At 64.8% G+C, this 19,415-nt stretch carries 17 protein-coding genes and 1 pseudogene; 7 read left to right on the top strand and 11 right to left on the bottom strand.

The window, feature by feature from the left end:
- Positions 1–29: 29 nt before the first annotated feature.
- Positions 30–398, top strand: coding sequence for a 50S ribosomal protein L17 (rplQ, locus tag IT540_RS13565; RefSeq protein WP_291178780.1), 369 nt, complete (start codon positions 30–32; stop codon positions 396–398).
- 75 nt (positions 399–473) lie between these two features.
- Here the strand turns inward: rplQ and IT540_RS13560 are convergent, their stop codons facing one another.
- The 8 genes from IT540_RS13560 to IT540_RS13525 form a co-directional block, all read right to left on the bottom strand.
- Entirely contained in the window at positions 474–2,057 is a 1,584-nt protein-coding gene (locus tag IT540_RS13560; protein WP_291178776.1) for a hypothetical protein, read from the bottom strand.
- Positions 2,058–2,187: 130 nt separating this feature from the next.
- The gene (locus IT540_RS13555) at positions 2,188–2,553 is read right to left on the bottom strand and encodes a hypothetical protein (protein WP_291178774.1); all 366 of its coding nucleotides are present in this window, start codon (positions 2,551–2,553) and stop codon (positions 2,188–2,190) included.
- Positions 2,554–2,675: 122 nt separating this feature from the next.
- Entirely contained in the window at positions 2,676–3,425 is a 750-nt protein-coding gene (locus tag IT540_RS13550) for a hypothetical protein (RefSeq protein WP_291178771.1), read from the bottom strand.
- A gap of 117 nt (positions 3,426–3,542) precedes the next feature.
- Positions 3,543–4,043, bottom strand: coding sequence for a hypothetical protein (locus tag IT540_RS13545; RefSeq protein ID WP_291178768.1), 501 nt, complete (start codon positions 4,041–4,043; stop codon positions 3,543–3,545).
- 43 nt (positions 4,044–4,086) lie between these two features.
- Positions 4,087–4,773: a VWA domain-containing protein gene (locus IT540_RS13540; protein WP_291178765.1), complete on the bottom strand. Its 687-nt coding sequence runs from the start codon at positions 4,771–4,773 to the stop codon at positions 4,087–4,089.
- Between the two features lie 203 nt (positions 4,774–4,976).
- The gene (locus IT540_RS13535; protein WP_291178761.1) at positions 4,977–5,885 is read right to left on the bottom strand and encodes an MBL fold metallo-hydrolase; all 909 of its coding nucleotides are present in this window, start codon (positions 5,883–5,885) and stop codon (positions 4,977–4,979) included.
- A gap of 4 nt (positions 5,886–5,889) precedes the next feature.
- Positions 5,890–6,813 carry a lipid A biosynthesis acyltransferase gene (locus IT540_RS13530; protein WP_291178758.1) on the bottom strand — a complete coding sequence of 308 codons (924 nt, stop codon included), beginning with the start codon at positions 6,811–6,813 and terminating at the stop codon, positions 5,890–5,892.
- A 60-nt stretch (positions 6,814–6,873) separates the two neighbouring features.
- Entirely contained in the window at positions 6,874–8,151 is a 1,278-nt protein-coding gene (locus tag IT540_RS13525) for a UbiH/UbiF family hydroxylase (protein ID WP_291178755.1), read from the bottom strand.
- A gap of 408 nt (positions 8,152–8,559) precedes the next feature.
- On the opposite strand from IT540_RS13525, the gene IT540_RS13520 reads away from it, so the two are divergent.
- The 5 genes from IT540_RS13520 (at position 8,560) to IT540_RS13500 (ending at position 16,811) form a co-directional block, all read left to right on the top strand.
- Positions 8,560–9,867: a hypothetical protein gene (locus IT540_RS13520; RefSeq protein ID WP_291178752.1), complete on the top strand. Its 1,308-nt coding sequence runs from the start codon at positions 8,560–8,562 to the stop codon at positions 9,865–9,867.
- Positions 9,868–10,516: 649 nt separating this feature from the next.
- Positions 10,517–11,782: a porin gene (locus IT540_RS13515; RefSeq protein ID WP_291178749.1), complete on the top strand. Its 1,266-nt coding sequence runs from the start codon at positions 10,517–10,519 to the stop codon at positions 11,780–11,782.
- A gap of 360 nt (positions 11,783–12,142) precedes the next feature.
- Positions 12,143–12,505: a hypothetical protein gene (locus tag IT540_RS13510; protein ID WP_291178746.1), complete on the top strand. Its 363-nt coding sequence runs from the start codon at positions 12,143–12,145 to the stop codon at positions 12,503–12,505.
- A 190-nt stretch (positions 12,506–12,695) separates the two neighbouring features.
- Positions 12,696–14,039, top strand: coding sequence for a UDP-glucose/GDP-mannose dehydrogenase family protein (locus IT540_RS13505; RefSeq protein WP_291178743.1), 1,344 nt, complete (start codon positions 12,696–12,698; stop codon positions 14,037–14,039).
- A gap of 159 nt (positions 14,040–14,198) precedes the next feature.
- Entirely contained in the window at positions 14,199–16,811 is a 2,613-nt protein-coding gene (locus IT540_RS13500; protein WP_291178740.1) for an EAL domain-containing protein, read from the top strand.
- Positions 16,812–16,830: 19 nt separating this feature from the next.
- Here the strand turns inward: IT540_RS13500 and IT540_RS13495 are convergent, their stop codons facing one another.
- Positions 16,831–17,205 (bottom strand): YbaN family protein, encoded by a 375-nt coding sequence (locus tag IT540_RS13495; protein ID WP_291178738.1) that lies wholly within the window; start codon positions 17,203–17,205, stop codon positions 16,831–16,833.
- 191 nt (positions 17,206–17,396) lie between these two features.
- A complete protein-coding gene (locus IT540_RS13490) occupies positions 17,397–18,074 on the bottom strand; it encodes a TetR/AcrR family transcriptional regulator (RefSeq protein ID WP_291178736.1) in 678 nt (225 codons plus the stop codon).
- 136 nt (positions 18,075–18,210) lie between these two features.
- Here IT540_RS13490 and IT540_RS13485 point away from each other — a divergent pair, with 136 nt between their 5' ends.
- Positions 18,211–19,182: a zinc-dependent alcohol dehydrogenase family protein gene (locus tag IT540_RS13485; protein ID WP_291178734.1), complete on the top strand. Its 972-nt coding sequence runs from the start codon at positions 18,211–18,213 to the stop codon at positions 19,180–19,182.
- 32 nt (positions 19,183–19,214) lie between these two features.
- Here IT540_RS13485 and IT540_RS13480 read toward each other — a convergent pair.
- A pseudogene (locus IT540_RS13480) lies at positions 19,215–19,415 on the bottom strand (GntR family transcriptional regulator); the annotation flags it as partial.

Here is a 19,415-nt window from a genome sequence, read left to right as displayed (position 1 = left end):
TCGGCCGCCAGAGCGCGCACCGTCAGGCCATGTTCTCGAACATGGCGGCCGCTCTCATCAAGCACGAGCAGATCGTCACCACGCTGCCCAAGGCCAAGGACCTGAAGCGCGTGATCGACAAGTACATCACGCTGGCCAAGCGCGGCGACTTGAACTCGCGCCGTCTCGCGGCCGCGCGCCTGCGCGACGAAGAGCAGGTGAAGAAGCTCTTCGACGTGCTCGGCCCCCGCTATAAGGACCGCGCCGGCGGCTACTCCCGCGTGCTCAAGGCGGGCTTCCGCTACGGCGACAACGCCCCGCGCGCCGTCATCGAGCTGGTCGACCGCGACACGTCGGTCAAGGGCGCCGAGGACAAGGCACGTCACGAGGCCCAGAAGGAAGCCGAGGCGAACGCGTAAAGCCACGTCTCGACAGCGAATTGAGAACGGCCTCGCGCATGGCGCGGGGCCGTTTCGCATTTGATGCTCATAGCTTTAGGGCAGGTACGCCTTGATCTCGCGCCCGTCGATCTCCCAGTTCACGCGTCCGCTACGCTGGAACGGCGCTTCCTCGGCGCGGATCTCGACCGTCACGTTGCCCTGAGACGAGGGGTCCAGGCTGGAGCGTCCGATGACGATCGTCGTGATGTTCGCGACCGAGAGCCTGAGGCGCTGGGCGGTGACCTCCTGCAGCTTGCGCATCTGCGCCTCGTCGAGCGCTTTGAGATCGGAAACCGAGAAGCGCGGGTTCGGCATCTCGAACAGCGACGCGGTTCCGAACTGCCTGATCCCGTTCTCGTCGAGCAGGAATTGGCTGGGCTCCTTCGGGTTCTGGGGATCGTCCACCGCGATGCTGATATGCTCGTCGTGGATGACAAGTTCCACGAGGATGCTTTCGCCGCCGAAGGACGCCTCGATCTGCGAAAGCAGCGCCGGCCACACCGCCGGGTCGCGGCCGTCGAACGGCTTGCGCCGGCTCTCGGGCAACGTCACCCAGATTAGCTCGCCCTTTGCATCGAAGCGCGCGACGCCCTTCTCTCCCTTCTCGGCCAGCGCGACCTTCCATTCGAGGCGCGGCGTTCCGGGCTGGCCCTCGGGCTTGGCGATCTCGATGTTGTCGACCGCCGCGTCGGGCATGTTGAGCGCGTCCCTGGCCTTCCGCACCAGTGACGGGGCCAAGCTCCAGTCCGTCTCGGTGACGGCAAACGGAGGCTTCCTCGCGAAGAAGCCGCTCGTGCCCGTGCTGCGCGTGAGCCCGTTGATGCCCCAGTCGAAGGTCTGTCGCTGATCGCGCTCGACGAAACCGAAGTCGGGAGTCTTCTCCTCAAGTTTGGTCTTGAAGCCGACGCCGCGCGAGGTGATGCGGGCCTCGGCCAGCACAGGCCCGGTGCCGACGACCTCCGCGAAGTCGCGCGCCGCCTCCGGCAGCCTGTCGAGCGAGGCGAGGAGATCGAACGCCCGTCCCTTGTTGGTGTGGGTGAGGTCCATGCCTGCGACGCCGCCCTTGGCGTCCGCAAAGATGGTCGCGCTCTCCCGGCCGCTTCGAACGGCCACGCTCCAGCGTATGCTGCCGCTCAACGCCGCGGGCAGTCGGAAGTGCTGGCGCCGGATCTCAATGGATTCGACCGTGGCCTGATCCTCGAGCGCGGCCCGCGCCAACGCTTCCTTCATCAGGCCGTCGGCGGCTGTGAAATCCACCTCCTTGATGTCGAACAGCCTCGCTTCGGCGTCCGGGTCGACGAGGTTGAATTCTACCGGCTCGGGCCCGTTCAGCTCTTCCCAATGGAACTCCCAACCGAACAACTCGATGCTCTCCTTCCTGAGCGTCCAGCGGCCGACGCGCAGGTTGTTGAACGGCTCCTGCGCCTCGATGCTCACCGAGGTCTCGCCGGCGGCGATCGAGACAATGCGCTCGAAACCGACCTTGGCGCGCAACGTCTCGACCGCGCGCGCGATCCCTCCCTCTTCGTCGAAGAAGGTGACAGGCGGTCCGAGCTTCCACGCCGTGAGCAGCACCATGCAGCCGATGAGCAGGACCGTTCTCGGCAGTGCTGCAACAAGCCTCGAATATGAATGCATGTGCATGACCTCGATGTTGCCGTGCGTTCGCTCCTCGTGTGTCGGCCCCCGTCGGTTATCGCACCGGCCCGCGGAACTTGAAGGCGGGGATCCGGAAGATTGTCCAACTATCGCTAATTTGCGCTTGCGCTCACTCGCGGGCCAGCAGCGAGAAGGGCCGGTGGCGATAGACCACGTCGGAGACCTTCCACTCCTCGCCGGACTTCGTCATGACGAGGTCGATGATCCGCTCCTCGCCCATGTTCTTGAACGTAGCCCGGCCTGTCGCGCTGCCGTCGCTGCCGTCCACGATCGCGAGATCGAAATCGGTCGTCCTGCAGTCCTGCGCGTCGATCAGGATGTCGAAGCCGAAGTCGTCCGAGGCCATAGCATTCTCGAAGATCTTCTCGAGCTCTTGCGTGAAATAGGTCTTGGAAATCGCATACAAGTCATAGGCCGGCCCATTGCCGTCGCCGCCGCATATAGCGTCCATCTGCCCGAAGATCTCGTCGAGCACGACTTGCGGATCGCTGCCGCCGGCGCGTGCCGGCGCAGCACCGATGGCTCCGATCAGGAGCGGGAGGAGGCATACGGTAGGCGCGCGTTGGATTATCGTTGTTTGCTCCCTGGGTCTGTGCATCACGGCATGGCGTCGGAAAGAATCTGCTGCAAACGCGGATCCTCGACGGCGAAGAAGGCCGCTTCCAGGCGCTGGTCGACCTCGGGCCGCATGAGAAACGCCCCGATCCTGTCGGCCTCCTCGCGATGCTTCTCGAGAAAGGCGTTGTTGAAACACGGCCGCCCGTTGAGCGTTAGGACGTCGTCCCTGAGCGCCGCCATGTGGATCGCGGCCGCAGGGTCCGCCGCTCCGTCCCAGGCCGCGAGCGCACGATCGAGATTGCCGCCCGCCGTTACGATCATCGACAGCACGTCTCCGAGATCGAAGTCGAGACACCAGCCGACGGGCCACACCACGAGGTCGATCTTGTCGAGGCTGGCGACGAGAAACGCGTCGAGAAAGCGGTCGAGAAGCTGCACTTCGTCGTCCGGCCACTTCTCTCGCCATTTGGCATATCCGAGCCGGCGCAGGCAGATGTCGATCCCCATGTTGTCGGGGGGATCGTCGAGCGCGATCAGCTCTAAATAGCGCGGCAGAAAATAGCGCATTTCCCGCGCAATCGGCCCGTCGTCCCAGCCGTGCGCCGAGTTCGTATACTCCGCAAGCACGTCGGACGGGATCTCGCGCAGCGGCGTCTTGATCAGCTCCCGCTCGATCTCGACGGTCATGCAGCAGTTGCAATTGCAGACGGTGAGCGTAGGCGTGGTGATCTCGTAGCGGCCGAAGACGCGATAGGCTTCATCGACAATAGCCTGGAGTTCCGGCGTCATGGCTGGTCGCTGCGATCTCTCCCGCGATGGAGACATATGGCAGCCCCGGGGAAGCGGCACTGTTCCTTCGGGAACAGGAAACCCGGAATGGCTCTCCCACGCGTCCGAGAACGGAGGTCAGATGTCGAGCGACTTGCGGACCTCGAACACTTCCATGATCCGCGCGCCGCGGTGCGGGCCGTCGCAGACGAACGTCCAGCGCCCTTCCGTGAACGTGTCGCACATCTTGACGCCCTTGATCAGAATCCAGTGCCCTTCCTTGCCCTTGTGGATGGCGAGGATGTAGTGCGCCCAGGCGTTGCGCGGCTTCTGCATCCAGGTCCACACCGTAGGCCGCTTCTTGCGCTCGAGGTGCATGAAGGTCTCTTTGAGCACCATCTCGAAGCCGTAGACGGCGAGCGCCGCCTCGACCTCGTCGGCATAGGTTCCCTTGACGCGAAAACGCAGGTCCGGCGGCAGGTTCCGGTAGGCGTTTACGGCAGCCTCGACCTTGCTGATCGGATAGCCGGTAATGGCGGACAGCACGTACGGCCCACAAAACGCCACGCGCCCGGTGTCGTTGCGCGCGTCGTTGAGCGACGAGGTCATGCTTGGCGAGAGGCTGTCGAAATTGGACATGGGCTCAAGGCGGCAAGAGTTAACGAACTCTTGCCGCAAACGGTTACCGAAACGTTAACGCCCAATGATGCAGGCTCAACCTTGCGCGAGTCTGAGGAGTGAGAAGCGTCGTCGCCGGGCAGCCGAGTGTTTCCGACAGGGCGGAGGCAAGCTGCTCGCTGGTCTCGGCGGTGGCGAAAATCCCGCCGGTTGCATCCGCGAGGCAGCGTTCGACGAACGGCGTCGGCGCGGGCGCTGTCATGGGCGTCAGGCGATAGCCGATCACATGAACCGTTATGGCGGGATGCTGGCTCCTAAGCTCTTCAGCCAGGCGGCAGGCATCGCCGCCGCACGTGTCCTGCCCGTCGGTGAGCGCGACGATGACCGCCGGCCGTGCGCCCTGCTGCAAGAGATCTGCGGCCTGGCGAACGGAGGTGGTGAGCGCGGTGCGCCCTTGCGGCCTGAGCCCTTCGACCTCCTTCATGATGAGGTCGCCGGCGTCCGCGGTAGGCGCAAGCCTGAGATCCACGTTCCTGCAGGTGTCGAAGTTGCCGCCCGGCCCATAGACGATGAGCCCGAGGCGCCTGGAGCGAGCGACGGCCGGCAGCACTTGGAACAGCGCTTGCCGCACGCGATCGAGGCGCGAGGGCGCCCCTTCCGGAAAATCCGTTGCCGCCATCGATCCGGAGGCGTCGAACACGAGCATGACGTCGTCGAGGCATGACGGCTTCGGCTCGTCCTCAACCGCCATGACCGAGCCCGGTGCGCCGAGAAGCGCGATTGCGCAAGCCAATGAAAACCGCAGTCGCACTGTTGCTCGCCGAGCGTTGTTGTGTCCGCCGTTGAGCGGTCATTAGAAGGACGACAACACGAGGAGGCAATCGGAATGCGCGCCACGACACGTCCTTGTGATGGTTCGCAAGGGCGATTGCCAACAGTTCCCGTTGCGCAGTGCTAGCTCCGCCCGACGATGCTGTTGCCGCCGGCCGAGACGACCGTCTCGAGGTTCTCCTGGTGCACCTGCTCGTAGGGTTCGAAGTAGGTGACCCATCCGCTGTTGATGGGGCCTTGGATCAGCTCGCGGAGCGGCAGCTCGCGGAGGCCGGCGTCCGTTCTGCAACGGATGAGCGAGCGCACGTACTGCTGCGTTGCGCGGTTGAAGCCGCGCGTGTAGCCGCCGGATGCGATGGCCTCGGGATTGCCGTGGTTGGGCAGGATGCGTTGAGGCGCGAGGGTGTCGAGACGTTCGAGATCGGCAAGATGCAGCGAGAGATTGTCGGGTTCCATGACATAGGTACACGTGTCTTCCATCGTATCTCCCGCGAACAGCAAGCGCTCGCCGGCCCACCATATGACGGCGGCATCGTCGCTATGGATGTTCGCCTCGATGAACGAGAGGGGGATGCCGCCGAGATCGAAGGCGAAAGATTCGGAGAACGTGCGCGTCGGAAGGATCAGCGGCGAGATCGCGGGCGGCCCCTCGTAGGTTCCGGCTTCAACGGCACTCTGCCGGCGGGCAAGGTGATCGGCGGTGCGCTGGGTCGCCAGGATCTCGCAGTCGGCGAACGCGGCTGTGCCCGCGACGTGGTCGAGATGCCAGTGGCTGAGAAGCACCGTGAACTTAGTGACGCCGGCCTCCCTTGCGAGGAACGCGCGGATTTCTGCCGCATGCGGGACCGAGACGTGCGTGTCGTAGACGAGGGCCTCCTGTCCGGCGACGATCGCGTAGCTCGCGATCCCGAGCCCGAGCGCCCCCTCGTCGAGCCAGTTTTTCTCCGGAGCGAACCGGTAGCCCGGGACACGCCCGTCGTAGAACGCATAGACCGCGGGATGCGGCTGGAAAACGCGTAGATGTCCGACCATCGTCTCAACTCCAGCGTCGGTTGCTCCACATCCACTGCTCGGGCGCCTCGCGCACCCAGGCTTCGAACTGCTTCTGCATCTCGACCATGATCCAGCGCACATCCTCGCCGATGTTGCGCGTCCGGGGCACGCGCAGTTCCTTGATCTCGATCTCGAAGCGGCTGGACGTTCCAACGCGCTTGCAGCACGACAGCCAGATGCGGCTGCCGATCCGGCGCGCGATCATGGCGCCGATGGCTTGGGTCTTGGCATCGCGGCCGAAGAACGGTACCGGCAGACCCGTGCGGTCGTAAAGATCGCAGACGAGCCCGAGCCGTCCGCCGCGCCGCACGAAGTCGGTGAGGATGCGTGCCGTCTTCTGGTCGTCCCCGTGCTCGCCCTCGACCTTGCCACGCCCGAACAGGCCGCCCGGATAGAGATCGCGCCGCTGCCACCTGAGATAGCGGTCGATGTAGGGGTTGTTGACCGAGCGGTAGACCGCGGCTGGATTGGCGCGGGCCTCGACGAACGGCCAGATGGAAAGCTCCCAGTTGCCCATGTGCAGCGACACGCCGATGGCAGGCCCGAGCTTGTCCTTGTAGCGGCCGAACAGCCGGTCGGAGACGATGCGGATGCGCGTGGGGTCCTCGATCAGGCGATCGATCTGCATGGTCTCGGCCATCACGCGTCCGAGGTTCTCCCAGTGCGCCATGCAGATCGCGAGCCGCTCCGCCTCGGATTTCTCGGGATACGCGATGGCCAGGTTGGCAAGCGCACGGTTGTGGCGCTTCGGGTTGATGCGCGGGGCGAGCACGCGCCAGGCCTTGGCGGAGGCGGCCGTCGCTGTCTCGAGCGGCAGCAGCCGCACGAGGGCGACGATGGCGCGCAGGAGCGCGTACTCGATCCGGAACTGCAGGTCACGGGCAAAGCTGATGTGGGGGGTGGACATCGGGTTCCTGGAGGGCGGAGAGGAGCGAGAACGATCCGATGCCAACAGCGGGCCGGCGCGTCAAGCGGCCGAATCGCGGGATGCCGGATGCCGGAAGCGTTCTGCGATGAGCCGTGCGCCATCAGGAAGCAGCAGCGCCGGCAGCGCACCCGAGGGCTGCATGCCTTCACGGATGGCGAAGCGGCGCAGGGGGCCGATCGTCTTGAGCGCCACGACGCCGAGACCGCGCGCGAGATGAATCGGCAGCAGCCCGGAGATGAGCGAGCGGTTGAGCACGTCGACCGTAGCGATGCGTGAGGTAACGTCGGAGCGGCGGCCGGCGCTGTAGGCCTCGAGCGTGTCCGCTCCGCCCGGATCGCGTCCGTCGGCAAGGGCCGCCGCCACGCAATCGGCAAGCGTGGCCGCGTCGCGCAGCCCGAGATTGAGCCCCTGCGCGCCGATCGGCGGGATGACGTGCCCTGCCTCGCCGACGAGCGCCACGCGGTTGCGCCCGAACGCATCCGCCGTGAGGCCGGAAAGCGGAAACATGGCCCGCGCCCCAACCTCGCCCACGCTGCCGAGCAGCCCCTGAAGCCGCTCCTCGATCGCCCGCCGGAACGCCGTATCGTCGAGCGCGGCGAGGCGCTGGGCCTCGTCCGGCTGTTCGACCCAGACCAGGCTTGAGCGGAGGCTTGGCAGCGGCACCGTAGTAAAGGGCCCGGCCGGCCGGTGGAACTCCGTCGAGACGTCGTGATGGGGGCGGGCATGGCTGAACATCGCCACCACGGCCGCCTGCGCGTAGCGCCACGTCCGCGTCGGGATGCCGGCCGCCCTGCGGCAGATCGAGTTCCGCCCGTCGGCCCCGGCCACGAGCCGCGCCTCGAACGTAGCGCCTTCCCGGCTCGTGAGAGTTGCCGCCTCCGGCCCGATCGCGACCTCCGCGATGCCGGCCGTGTCTTGCACAGTGACCTGGCTGCCGGGCGCCGCGGCGGCGGCCAGCAGCGCCGAGACCAGTGCGCCGTTCGGCACGTTCCAGCCGAAGGCATCGCGTCCCACCTCGGCCGCCGAGAACAGCACCTCCGGCGCCCGCAGCAACGCGCCCGTATCGTCGATGATGCGGATCGCCCTGATGGGCGCGCTGTGCGGCGCGACCAAGTCCCAGGCGCCGAGGTTCTTGAGCAGTTCGATGGAGCCGGCGAAGAGCGCGGCCGTCCGGATGTCGGGACCGTTTCCCGCTGGCGGGCGATGCGGCGGCGCGGCAAGCAGCACGTCTGCCCCGGCTTTGCCGAGCCCGAGTGCCGTCGCGAGCCCGGCCGGCCCCCCGCCCACGACGGCGACCGTGAAGCGCGTCTTGCCCATGATACCTCGCTTTGCATCCGAAACTCGCACATTGGCGACACGCACGCAACGAAGCCCCTGGTGATCAAAGTAAAGCGATGTATTGGTACAGTCAGGAAGGGATGATTTTCATAATGTCATAAAACTGTCATCAAAAATCGGGTCAGAAATGTCACATGAACGTTGTCGATATAGAAATTCCGAGTCTCGGAATTTGCATTCGTTGCTGGGTCATCACGCAGAAACGTATCAAATCTGTCATATTGGATTTTGATATTTACGAGCTGAATATCGATAGCTTATTTCGGCTTGTCCACGGTGGTGGGGCAGGCCGTTTTTGTTTGCGTCTGTCCAGCTCCGCTGAGTGGTGAGGGTCAACGATGATGCCGTGCCGTTTGCGTGGCGGGGCCATATCGAGAGGATTTGGGCATGACTGGGGGTTTGAGGATGTCAGCGGGACGGTTGTCGCTGCTTGCAGCGACAGGGTTTCTGCTGGTTGGGGGGGCGTCGGCCCAGGCTGCTGATCTCGGCGGCGACTGCTGCGCGGATCTCGAGGAGCGCATCGCCGAGCTCGAGGCGACCACGGCCCGCAAGGGTAACCGCAAGGTATCGCTCACGGTTTATGGCCAGGTGAACGAGGCCATCGGCTACTGGGACGATGGTCACGAGCAGAACGTGTATCAGTACACGAACGATGCCTCGCGCACGCGCATCGGCTTCCGCGGCAAGGCCAAGATCAGCGACGACTGGTTTGCCGAGTACCGGATCGAGATCGGCATCCGTTCGGAGGACCAGGGCGCTCTGAGCGCCGACGCCGATGACGGCGGCGGGGGGTTCGATCTCCGTCATTCGTCCTGGACGCTGGGCAGCAAGACCTACGGCAGCGTGACTGTCGGCGAGACCAGCATGTCTCATGACGGCATCACGCAGTTCCAGACCGCGAACATCGGACATTTCGCGAGCCCGGACATCTTCGACGCCAACGAGACGTTCCAGCTCCGTCGTTCCGGCGGCGGCAACGTGAATAGCTGGGGCAACCTGTTCCAGGTGCTGGAGCCCGGCGAAGGCTCACGCGGCAGCCTCGTTCGCTATAACACGCCGACCTTTGCCGGCTTCGCTGCGTCTGCGCACTGGGGCGAGGACGACATCTGGGGCATCGCCCTCGAATATGAGGGCGAGATCGGCCCGTTCGAGATCGCAGGCGGCATCGGCTACGGCGAGATGAGCGAGCGCGACGAAGAGTGCATGGTCGCTGCGGGTCTCGTCCACAGCGATTGCGAGGAGTACGGCATGTCGCTCAGCGCCATGCACAAGCCCAGCGGCATCTTCGTGACGGGCGCCTATGGCGTGCGCAAGGACAACGGCCGTGCCAACCTTTTGGCCCTGCGTGGCTTTGCGCCCGACGATGAGCTCTCGTTCTGGCACATCCAGGCCGGTATCGAGCAGAAGTGGAACGCACTCGGCAAGACGACGATCTTTGGCGGCTACCAGGATCGCGACAACGGCCATGTGCTCAACGATAACGGCGGCGCAAACATCTCTGATGGCGCTGGCGGTATTGTCACGAACTCGGAGATGGAGATGTGGGAGGTCGGTCTCAACCAGGAGATCTCGGCCGCTGCGATGAACATCTATCTCCACTACAAGCATTACGACGCCGACATCACGTCGACGAACGGCAGCATCGACACGGAGCCGTGGCAGACCGTGATCGGCGGCGCCATCATCAAGTTCTAATCGCGCCTGAAGCAAGCTGATGCGAAGGAGCCGCCGTTGAGGCGGCTCCTTTTTTTTTGCGCGCAGAGAACCTTTCCGTGGCACTGCGGCTCAGCCCTCGCCGCACCCCGACCCCGATACGCGCGGATTGCGCCGCGGCCTCACGGCGCGCGTAGCAGCGCGTTTGTCGGCGGCCTCTTAAAATCCTGAGCAACTGACGCCGCTCCGACGCGACCGCCTGGGCGCGCGAATGCCATACGGCCACGAACAGGGAAAATGCGTGGGGTGAAATACCCAGGTAAAAATACGCAAAAACATAAGTCGAATTCATTTCCCGGCTTTTTGCCTTTCGCCATGCCGGATCCAAAAATAAGTGCGGCTGAAAACGTAAATACGGAGGTATATAAACTGACGTATGACAGGAAAGTAAGCCGCTTTCCGCCCGACCTGTGATCGTTGTTCAATCCGCTATGTGGCCACCTGGCAACTACCCACGTATAAATACCGAAGTATGACGCAATGGTAAGCTCGCTGTAACACGCAGGTCTGCGTCTTCGAGCAAACCTTGGTCGGTCGCCGCGGCGCGGGCCTGAGGGCGCGTTCGCCGGGCGTCGAACGGTGTGTTGTGTGCAACTTGGGGAACAGGTCTATGAGGGTTGGGGATCAGGTTATGAGGCAAGCGGGTACTGGGCGGGCGGCAAGGCGGACGCTCGCGGCGGCAGCGGGCATTCTTCTCTGGGGCGCGGCCTCGGCGGGGGCTGCGGATCTCGGCGGCGACTGCTGCGCGGACCTTGAGGAGCGCATCGCCGAGCTTGAGGCTACGACCGCGCGCAAGGGCAACCGGAAGGTCAGCCTGACGATCTCGGGCTGGGTCAACGAGGCTGCGTTCTTCTGGGATGACGGCCAGGAGAGCAACGTCTACATCGCCACCAACTCGCTGGAGCAGGACCGCTTCAAGCTTACGGGCGAGGCCAAGATCGTAGACGGCTGGTCGGCGGGCTACACGATCGAGATCGGCATCTGGGGCTCGGCCTCGAACGGCACCAACGCCGACGTCGACAACGGCCCCTCCGGCGGCTCGATCAACGGTCTCGTGGTCCGCAAGAGCAACTGGTTCCTGAAGAGCAAGGACCTTGGAAAGCTGACGGTCGGCCTCGAGGGCACCGCGACCTACCACCTGCTGGATGATGCCGATGGCGCCAACACCCGCAACTACTCGGACGCGGAAGCGGCAGCCGTCGCCCTCTCCACCTTCAGGGAGATCAACACCAACGTCACCTGGACCTCGCTGATGGGCGGCTTTAACAATGCCACGCCCGGCCAAAGTGGCCGCCGCAACGTCGTGCGCTACGACTCGCCGACCTTCGCCGGCTTCACCTTCACGGCGGCCTGGGGCGAGGACGACATGTGGGATACGGCGCTCACCTACAAGAACGACCTCGGCGACTTCAGTGTCGTGGCCAAGGTCGGTTACGGCGAGAGCAGCGATCCGAGCAACGGCGGCGGCTGCGCCGTTGGCAACGGCGACTGCCAGTGGTGGGGTGCCGCCGGCACGATCATGCACGTGCCCACCGGCCTCTATGTTTACGGCGGTTACGGCGCCACCCAGATCGATCTCCTGCCGGCCCAGGTCGGCGACGACGAGAGCACCACGTGGTTCGTGCAGGCGGGTATCGAGCGGAAGTTCATCCCGCTGGGCAGGACCACGATCTTCGGCGAGTACCGCAACGACGAGGCGGGCCTGACGGCCAACGGCCTGAGCTCCGACCTCGACTTCTGGGCTGCCGGCATCGTGCAGAACATCGACGCCGCAGCCATGGACCTCTACGTGATTTACCGCAATGCGAGCGGCGATGCCGCGCTGCGCGCCACGGGAGTCAGTACCGAGCTCGAGGATCTCGACATGGTCATTACGGGTGCCCGCATCCAATTTTGATCAACCCCCTGGATCGGCATCCGCGGGAGCCGTCGCACACAAGGCGGCTCCCTTTTTGTTCGCGCATATGCGCAGTGTGACATGTGGAAAAATTTCTGGCGCCGGATTACGCCGCCGCCAAGGAGGACTGCCTCACACTACGCCAGTGGGCAAAAGTAAGGCAGCAGCAAGCCGTTAGTGCGAAATCCACAGGGGTACCAATCAATCGCGGCGCGCTGTGATCGCCTGGCCACATTGCAGCGCAACCACACCCGGCGCGCGAAACGTTCATCGCCGCTTAACGACGCTCGAACATTCTTGTCATGCAGGGGCCGAGGCTTCATCTTCACGAGTCAGATGAGTGACACTGCGGGGCACGCAATGAAGGTTTTGGGGTATATCGGGATGGGACTGGCGCTGGCGCTTGTCAGCCCGTCGGCCCATGCCTTTCAGGAGCAGGGCGGCGGCGCCGTGCCTGTCGCCCCGACCCCGTCCGCGCCGGCCGAGGCCCAGCCCTCGGCGCCGGTGGGTACGGGTTTGGATTTCTCGACCCCCCGGGTCGAGAGCGGTGACAGCGCGGGGACGGAAGTTCGCATTCCGGGCCTGGGCAAGCTCGGCGTGCTGCCGAAGATGGATTTCGGCCTCGAGCTCCTCTACGGGGCCAACGACAGCAAGCAGCCCGAGCCGGTCGACCCGCCGGCCGAGGATCTGACCGTCCGCGGCACGATTAAGCATAACTTCTAGGCCGCCCGCAGGGCAGGCGAGGGGAGCGCCGATTTGGCGCTCACTTTAAACGTGGGCCGTTGTGGACGGCGCCACGCTCTTTGCGTATTGCTCGGATTTACATGGCGGCCGCACCCTGGCGGCTCGTCCGGAATGCGGCTGCGCGGGGTCACTGGCGCGACCGCCGCGCGTCTCGCAGAAGGGCTCGAATATGCGCATTGCTGTTGTTGGCTCCGGTTATGTCGGTCTCGTTTCGGGCGCCTGCTTCGCCGATTTCGGCCATGAGGTGACCTGCATCGACAGTGACGCAGCCAAGATCGCGGCGCTGAAGAATGGCATCATGCCGATCTACGAGCCCGGCCTCGACCAGATCGTCGCCAAGAACAGCGCGGCAAAGCGCCTTCTCTTCACCACCGAGCTCGGTTCGGCCGTGAGCCGGGCGGACGCGGTTTTTATCGCCGTGGGCACGCCTTCGCGGCGCGGCGACGGCCATGCGGATCTCTCCTACGTCCACACCGTGGCGCGCGAGATCGCCCAAAACGTTCGCAACTTCACCGTCGTCATCACCAAGTCGACCGTGCCGGTCGGAACGGGCGACGAGGTCGAGCGCATCATCCGCGAGACGAACCCTCAGGCCGACGTGGCGGTGGTCTCCAATCCCGAGTTCCTGCGCGAAGGCGCCGCCATCGAGGACTTCAAGCGCCCGGACCGCATCGTGATCGGCATCGAGGACGAGCGCGCGCGCGCCGTCATGACCGAGGTCTACCGCCCACTCTATCTCAACAAGGCGCCGCTCCTGTTCACGGCCCGTCGTACGTCCGAGCTGATCAAGTATGCGGCCAACGCCTTCCTCGCCATGAAGATCACCTTCATCAACGAGATCGCCGACCTCTGCGAGGCCGTCGGCAGCGACGTTCAGGATGTCGCGCACGGCATCGGTCTCGACAATCGGATCGGCGGCAAGTTCCTGCACGCGGGGCCGGGCTACGGCGGCTCATGCTTTCCCAAGGATACGCTGGCCCTGGTCAAGACCGCGCAGGACCACGGCAGCCCGCTGCGCCTGATCGAGGCCACCGTGGCCATCAACGACCAGCGCAAGCGCGCCATGGCGCGCAAGGTCGCCCGTGCGATCGGCGCCGACATTCGCGGCAAGACGGTGGCGCTCCTCGGCCTCACCTTCAAGCCCAACACCGACGATATGCGCGAGAGCCCCGCGATCTCGATCATCCAGGGGCTCCAGGACGGGGGGGCGAAGGTCAGGGCCTTCGATCCGGAAGGCATGGAGCAGGCCAAGGCCTGCGTCTCCGACGTGACCTACGGCGCAGATCCTTACACTATCGCCGAGGGTGCGGACGCCCTCGTCCTCGTCACCGAGTGGGACGCATTCCGCGCGCTCGATTTCCCGCGCCTGCGCTCGCTGATGAACGATCCGCTCTTCGTCGACCTGCGCAACGTCTACCGGCGCGAGCTGATCGCCCGCCACGGGTTCCGGTACGTCAGCATCGGACGGCCCAAGGAGGACATTCCCGTCGCGCTCAGCACCGCCGCCGAATAGGCGCAGGCCGGCGCCGAGGTGAGGCCGGTGTCCCGGGCGGGGCGCGCAGGTCGCGCCTGCTGAAATTTAAGGCATTGTCTCGCGAAAAATCGCCAACAAGAAGATTTTATTAGAATTTTACACGTTATGCTCCCCCGTCGCATTCGGCGGGCGCAGATCATGGACATAGCGGGGCTCTATACAACGTGGGCGCATGGTGCCAGACGGGCTGGTGTCCGGCATCGCCATGCCCTGTTCATTGCCGGCACCGCGCTGGCGTATGGCTTCGCCGTCTATCTGGCCATGGCCGCGACCCGGAACGCGACCTATGTGGCGGCGATCTGGCCCGCGAACGGCATCCTGCTGGCCGCTCTCCTGATCGCGCGGGATACGGCCACGCGCCGCCGTCTTGTGGCCGCGTGCCTCCCCGCGAACGCCGTCGCGGGGCTCTTGAACGGCGACCCCTGGGCCACTGCCCTGGCCTTTCCAGTCATCGGGGCCGCGGAATGCCTGCTGGCGTTTCACCTCCTGCGGTCGGCCTGCGGCCGGTACGTGGAGTTCACCAAAGCCTGGACCGCGATCGCGTTCGTGACCGTCTGCGTCGCCGCGCCCCTGGTGCCGTCGGCGGCGGGCGCGCTGGTCGTGATGCAGGTTTTTGGCGCCGACTATAGGGAAGCGCTGACCATCTGGTACTTGTCGGACACCCTCGGTCTTCTCGTGCTGACGCCGGCCATTCTGCTGCTCTGGCCGCGTATGCGCGTCAAGGAGCCGCCTGCATCGACTGGGGATGTGGCGCGCCACTTCCTCCTGCTGACCGCGGTCTCTCTCGTGGTCTTCGTCCAGTCGGCCGTGCCGCTCCTGTTCCTGCTCATTCCCGTCTCCGTCCTGATCGCCTTCCGTCTCGGCCCGCGCTACGCGGCCATGGCCACTCTCTGGCTGACCTTCGTGTCGCTGACCTGCACCTATCAGGGGTGGGGGCCGGCCGCGCTGATGGACGACCCGGTAACGCGCATCTGGGTCGTGCAGCTCTTCTGCTTCGTCAATCTCCTGACCTCGCTCGCCGTCGCCGCCGAGATTGCCGACCGCGATCGCCTGAGGAACGAGCTCGAGCGCGTATCCACGCTCGCCGCCGACAGGCGCCGGCAGCTCGATACGGCGCTGGACGCCATGTCCCAGGGCGTTTGCCTGTTCGACAATCTGGGCCGCGTCGTCGTGCGCAACAGCCGCTTCCTGGAGATCTATGGTCTGAGCGAGGACTCCGTGTCCGCCGGCACTTCGCTGGCCAAGCTCATGGCCGTGTGCCAGGCGGCGGGCGCCGTGCCCGAGCGCAACGGCCGCGCCGTCGAGCTGAACGTCGACAACGACATCGAGCAGCAGCTCGTGGACGGCCGCCACATCCGCATCAGCCAGCGTGTGCTGTCCGACGGCGGGGTGATCTGCACGTATACCGACTTCACCGCCGAGAAGCAGGCCGAGGTGGAGCTTCTGCATCGCACGCTCCACGATATCCTGACCGGCCTGCCGAACCGCCGGCTGCTGGTGGACCGCGTCGAGCAGGCGCTCGCGGCCGCTAAGCGCGGCCGGGACGTGGCCGTCATGCTGATCGACATCGACTACTTCAAGTCGATCAACGACAACATGGGCCACGCCGCCGGAGACGAGCTCTTGAGGACGGTGGCCGCGCGGCTCCGCGCCTGCGTTCGGGAGACGGACACGGTCGCCCGCCTCGGCGGAGACGAGTTCGCGCTGCTCTTGACCGAAGGCGAGCACAAGGTCGATGCCGTCGCCGTCGCGCGCCGCATTCTGGCCGCCCTCAAGCAGCCGATCGACATCGAGGGCAAGCGCGTTCGCGTCGGCGCGAGCATCGGCATCGCCAAGCCGCCCGGCGACGGCACCACCACGGACGAGATACTCAAGGCCGCCGACGTCGCGCTCTACAAGGCAAAACGCAGCGGCCGAGGCAACTTTGCGCTCTTCAACGCCGCCGAGGATGCCGGCGCATGCTCCGCGCGCCGCCTTGAGAGCGAGCTGCGTCGCGCCGTCGAGGAAAAGGAGTTCCGCGTCGTCTACCAGCCGATCAAGGCAGGCAGCTCCGACGACGTCGCAGCGCTTGAGGCGCTGATCCGCTGGCACCATCCCGAGCTCGGTCTCATATCGCCGGCCGAGTTCATCCCCCTGGCGGAGCGCAACGGGCTGATCAGCGAGATCGGCGACTGGGTTCTCGATCAGGCATGCCGCGATGCCGCGCGCCTGCCGCCCGGCGTCAAGATCTCGGTCAACCTCTCCCGCGTGCAGGTTTCGGACCCCGGCTTCGTAAGCCGCGTCGCGGCGACGCTTGCGCGCACCGGTTTGCCGCCGGATCGCCTCGAGCTCGAGGTGACGGAGACCGCGATCCTCCACGACGAGGTGAACGCTTGTGGCGTGTTGCGGGATCTGCAGGGGCTGGGCGTGTCGGTGGCCATAGACGATTTCGGCGTCGGGCAGTCAGCGCTGAGCTGCCTCAAAAGCTTGCCCATCGGCCGTATCAAGATCGACCGCTCGTTCATCAACGATCTCGCGACCGATCCCAAGGCGCGCTCGATCTTCGTCGCCGTGGTGGCGCTTGCCAAGTCGCTCGGCATCAAGACCACGGCCGAGGGCATCGAGACCGAGCAGCAGCGGATCATCGCCGCCCTCGCCGGATGCGACCACCTGCAGGGCTACCTCCTCGGGCGGCCGCAGGACCTCGAGCGGCTGACGCTGGAGGCGGAAGCCGCGGTCAGCCTGGAGTTGCCGCTCGTTGTCGCGGGCTGACGCGCCAGTGCCGGCCGGCTCAGGTTTCGGTCGGAAACCACCACATCGCGAACGTGCCGCCGAGCGCCGCGGCCCCGACGATGCCGAGTAGCACGGGGTTCGAGAAGCTGGATGCGAGCCCGGTGAGCAGCACCGACCCCCAGGCCATAGTGATCGCCGTAAGCTTCACGCCGCGGCGGATCGTGCGCCGTTCCTCGAAGCGCCGGGCCTCCACGAGCGCGTGCCGAAAGAGGGGTAGCGCCTCGAGCCAGCGCAGCAGCCGCTCGCTGGAGCGCGCGAACGCCCACAGCGCGACCAGCAGGAACGGCGTTGTCGGCAGGCCGGGCAGCAGCGCACCCGCGATGGCGAGGCCCGTCGCGATGCTTCCGATGACGATGTAAACCAGCCTCGACAAAGCGCTCTCGTCTCCTTCCTTTGGCTGGGACTCCATTACGCGTCCATGCGCGCCAGCATGCCGCCAATCCTGACGCAGAATGTAAGATTAAAAAACAGGATTGCGTAGCCCTGCCGGCAGATCGCTATCCGGGACCTGAAATCGCGACGCATCCCTTGCGCCGAGGCGTGCGACGGTGCGGCTAGGCAACCTCAGCCACGGTGCTTTCTCCGCTTCGATTTCGCGCCGGCCGCGACACGTTTGGCAGACGCAGCAGGGAAGGCCTGCATCGCGACATTGGCTATCTCAGCAAGGCGGCTTCTTGTTGCGCCATCACGGGCTTGGACGGCCATTCCGCGGAACAGCGCGTTGAAGAACGCTGCGAGTGCGTGAATGTTTGCATCCGGCGGGATCTGGCCGTCTTTCTGTCCTTGCTTAAGACGTTCGGCCATCGCCCTCTCGGCCGAGGCCCTGTGGGCCGCCATCATGTCCTTGAGCGGGGCAAGGCTTTCAGGGGCGTGTGCTCCCGCGAGCGAAATCATGCATCCGGACGGAAGATCGTCGCGCGTGTACTGGGCCGCCGCTTCCTCGAACAGATGCGCGAAGGCAGTCCTGACATCCTCCCCCTCTCGCAGTTTCCTGGCGAACCACTCGCCGGCCATTGCGACATAGGCATCTGTCGCCTCTCGATAGAGCGCCTCCTTGCTCTTGAACGTGTTCCGGAAACTCGACGCGTTGATGCCCATGGCGGCCGTTAGGTCATCGAACGAGGAACCCTCGTACCCGCGCTCCCAAAACAACCGCATGGCCGCCCTCACCGCGACCTCGCGGTCGAAACTCTTTGGCCGCCCTCTCGATCGTTTTTCACAGGATCCTATTTTTGATGTCATCGCTTCAAATATCCATTGACCGACGTGGATAGCTGGAGCTATGTCTAAGTTATTGAAGCTATCGCTTCAATAACATTCAGAGAGGGGTCGTATGTGAAGCGCCTCCGTCGATAGCCCCGAACAAGGATTTTCAACCATGCGCGCCGTTCAGCTAACACGCTATGGCGATCCTAAGTCTGCCATCCAGGTCATGGACCTTCCCGAACCTGACGCTCCGGGCGTCGGCGAAGTGCTGGTGGGCATGGAGTATGCTCCCGTCAACCTCAACGACCTTCTTGTCCTGCAGGGTCTCTTCCCAGTTCACCCCGAGTTGCCAAGTCCGGTCGGCAACGAGGGGTTGGGGCGCGTTCTGGCGGTTGGTCCAGACGTTTCGAACGTGTCCGTGGGGGAGGTGGTTGTGCTCCCTCTGTACAGCCTTACGTGGCGCGAGCGCCTTGTCGTCCCCGCGTCTGGCGTCTTCGCCGTGCCGAAACCCGCCGACCTGCAGCAACTCTCCATGTTGCGCATCAACGCGGTCACCGCGGCATTGCTGCTGAGCGAATACGCAGACCTGCACCCCGGCGATTGGATTGTGCAGAACGCTGGCAATTCAGCGGTGGCGAGATCTGTGGTCGCTATTGCGAAGTCTCGCGGCTTCAAGACCATCAGCTTGGTCCGTCGGCCTGACCTCATTGAAGAAATGATCACAGACGGAGCCGACGCCTCGTTCCTGGACGACGAAGGCTCGTTTCAGCAGATCAGCAGCTTGGTCGGACAAGACCGCATCAGGCTTGCCCTGGACGGTGTGGGAGGCCCTGCTGCGGGCCGGCTCGCGTCAGTGCTCGGCGCGGGCGGGGCCTTGGTCAGCTATGCTGTGCTGGGAGGCGAAGTAGCCGCGAGCGTAAGCATTTTGGACGTCATCTTCAAAAACCTGACGTATCGCGGTTTCTATCTGGATCGCACTGAATACGACGCCATTCTTCCCAATGTGATTGCGGAGACCGCAGACCTGATCGCCTCCGGAAAGCTTCACGTGCCGGTAGCGGCTGTCTACAAGATAGATGAGGTCGGTCGGGCTATCGAGCACGTGCAGAAAGGCGGCAAAGCTTTGCTGAGTCTCGGCGGTTAGCCTGACGCGTCATCCAGTCCAGACCGGCAACGCTAGCGCTCGGCGAGGAAGTCGCTGCGCCCGCCGCGCGAGATCGAGCATTGCAGGCGTTGATTGTCGCGCTGGATCTCCTCGACAGCGTCGAGCACGAACCGGATATGCGCCGCCGACGCTTCCTCCGCCTCGTCAGGCTCGCTTGCAACCACGGCTTCGCCGATCTCGATATGCTGCGCGAGAAGCTTCTCGCGCACGCC

Origin of the sequence: Hyphomicrobium sp., from assembly GCF_020852195.1 — a bacterium.
Lineage (GTDB): Bacteria > Pseudomonadota > Alphaproteobacteria > Rhizobiales > Hyphomicrobiaceae > Hyphomicrobium_C.
Note: the sequence above shows the minus strand (reverse complement) of the source record. Positions and strands in the feature narration are given on the sequence as shown.

Bases quoted from the DNA above. Each gene is read 5' to 3' on its own strand.
- rplQ (WP_291178780.1), top strand. From the start codon at position 30: ATGTTCTCGAACATGGCGGCCGCTCTCATCAAGCACGAGCAGATCGTC.
- IT540_RS13560 (WP_291178776.1), bottom strand. From the start codon at position 2,057: ATGCATTCATATTCGAGGCTTGTTGCAGCACTGCCGAGAACGGTCCTG.
- IT540_RS13550 (WP_291178771.1), bottom strand. From the start codon at position 3,425: ATGACGCCGGAACTCCAGGCTATTGTCGATGAAGCCTATCGCGTCTTC.
- IT540_RS13545 (WP_291178768.1), bottom strand. From the start codon at position 4,043: ATGTCCAATTTCGACAGCCTCTCGCCAAGCATGACCTCGTCGCTCAAC.
- IT540_RS13540 (WP_291178765.1), bottom strand. From the start codon at position 4,773: ATGGCGGTTGAGGACGAGCCGAAGCCGTCATGCCTCGACGACGTCATG.
- IT540_RS13535 (WP_291178761.1), bottom strand. From the start codon at position 5,885: ATGGTCGGACATCTACGCGTTTTCCAGCCGCATCCCGCGGTCTATGCG.
- IT540_RS13530 (WP_291178758.1), bottom strand. From the start codon at position 6,813: ATGTCCACCCCCCACATCAGCTTTGCCCGTGACCTGCAGTTCCGGATC.
- IT540_RS13525 (WP_291178755.1), bottom strand. From the start codon at position 8,151: ATGGGCAAGACGCGCTTCACGGTCGCCGTCGTGGGCGGGGGGCCGGCC.
- IT540_RS13520 (WP_291178752.1), top strand. From the start codon at position 8,560: ATGACTGGGGGTTTGAGGATGTCAGCGGGACGGTTGTCGCTGCTTGCA.
- IT540_RS13515 (WP_291178749.1), top strand. From the start codon at position 10,517: ATGAGGCAAGCGGGTACTGGGCGGGCGGCAAGGCGGACGCTCGCGGCG.
- IT540_RS13510 (WP_291178746.1), top strand. From the start codon at position 12,143: ATGAAGGTTTTGGGGTATATCGGGATGGGACTGGCGCTGGCGCTTGTC.
- IT540_RS13505 (WP_291178743.1), top strand. From the start codon at position 12,696: ATGCGCATTGCTGTTGTTGGCTCCGGTTATGTCGGTCTCGTTTCGGGC.
- IT540_RS13500 (WP_291178740.1), top strand. From the start codon at position 14,199: ATGGACATAGCGGGGCTCTATACAACGTGGGCGCATGGTGCCAGACGG.
- IT540_RS13490 (WP_291178736.1), bottom strand. From the start codon at position 18,074: ATGACATCAAAAATAGGATCCTGTGAAAAACGATCGAGAGGGCGGCCA.
- IT540_RS13485 (WP_291178734.1), top strand. From the start codon at position 18,211: ATGCGCGCCGTTCAGCTAACACGCTATGGCGATCCTAAGTCTGCCATC.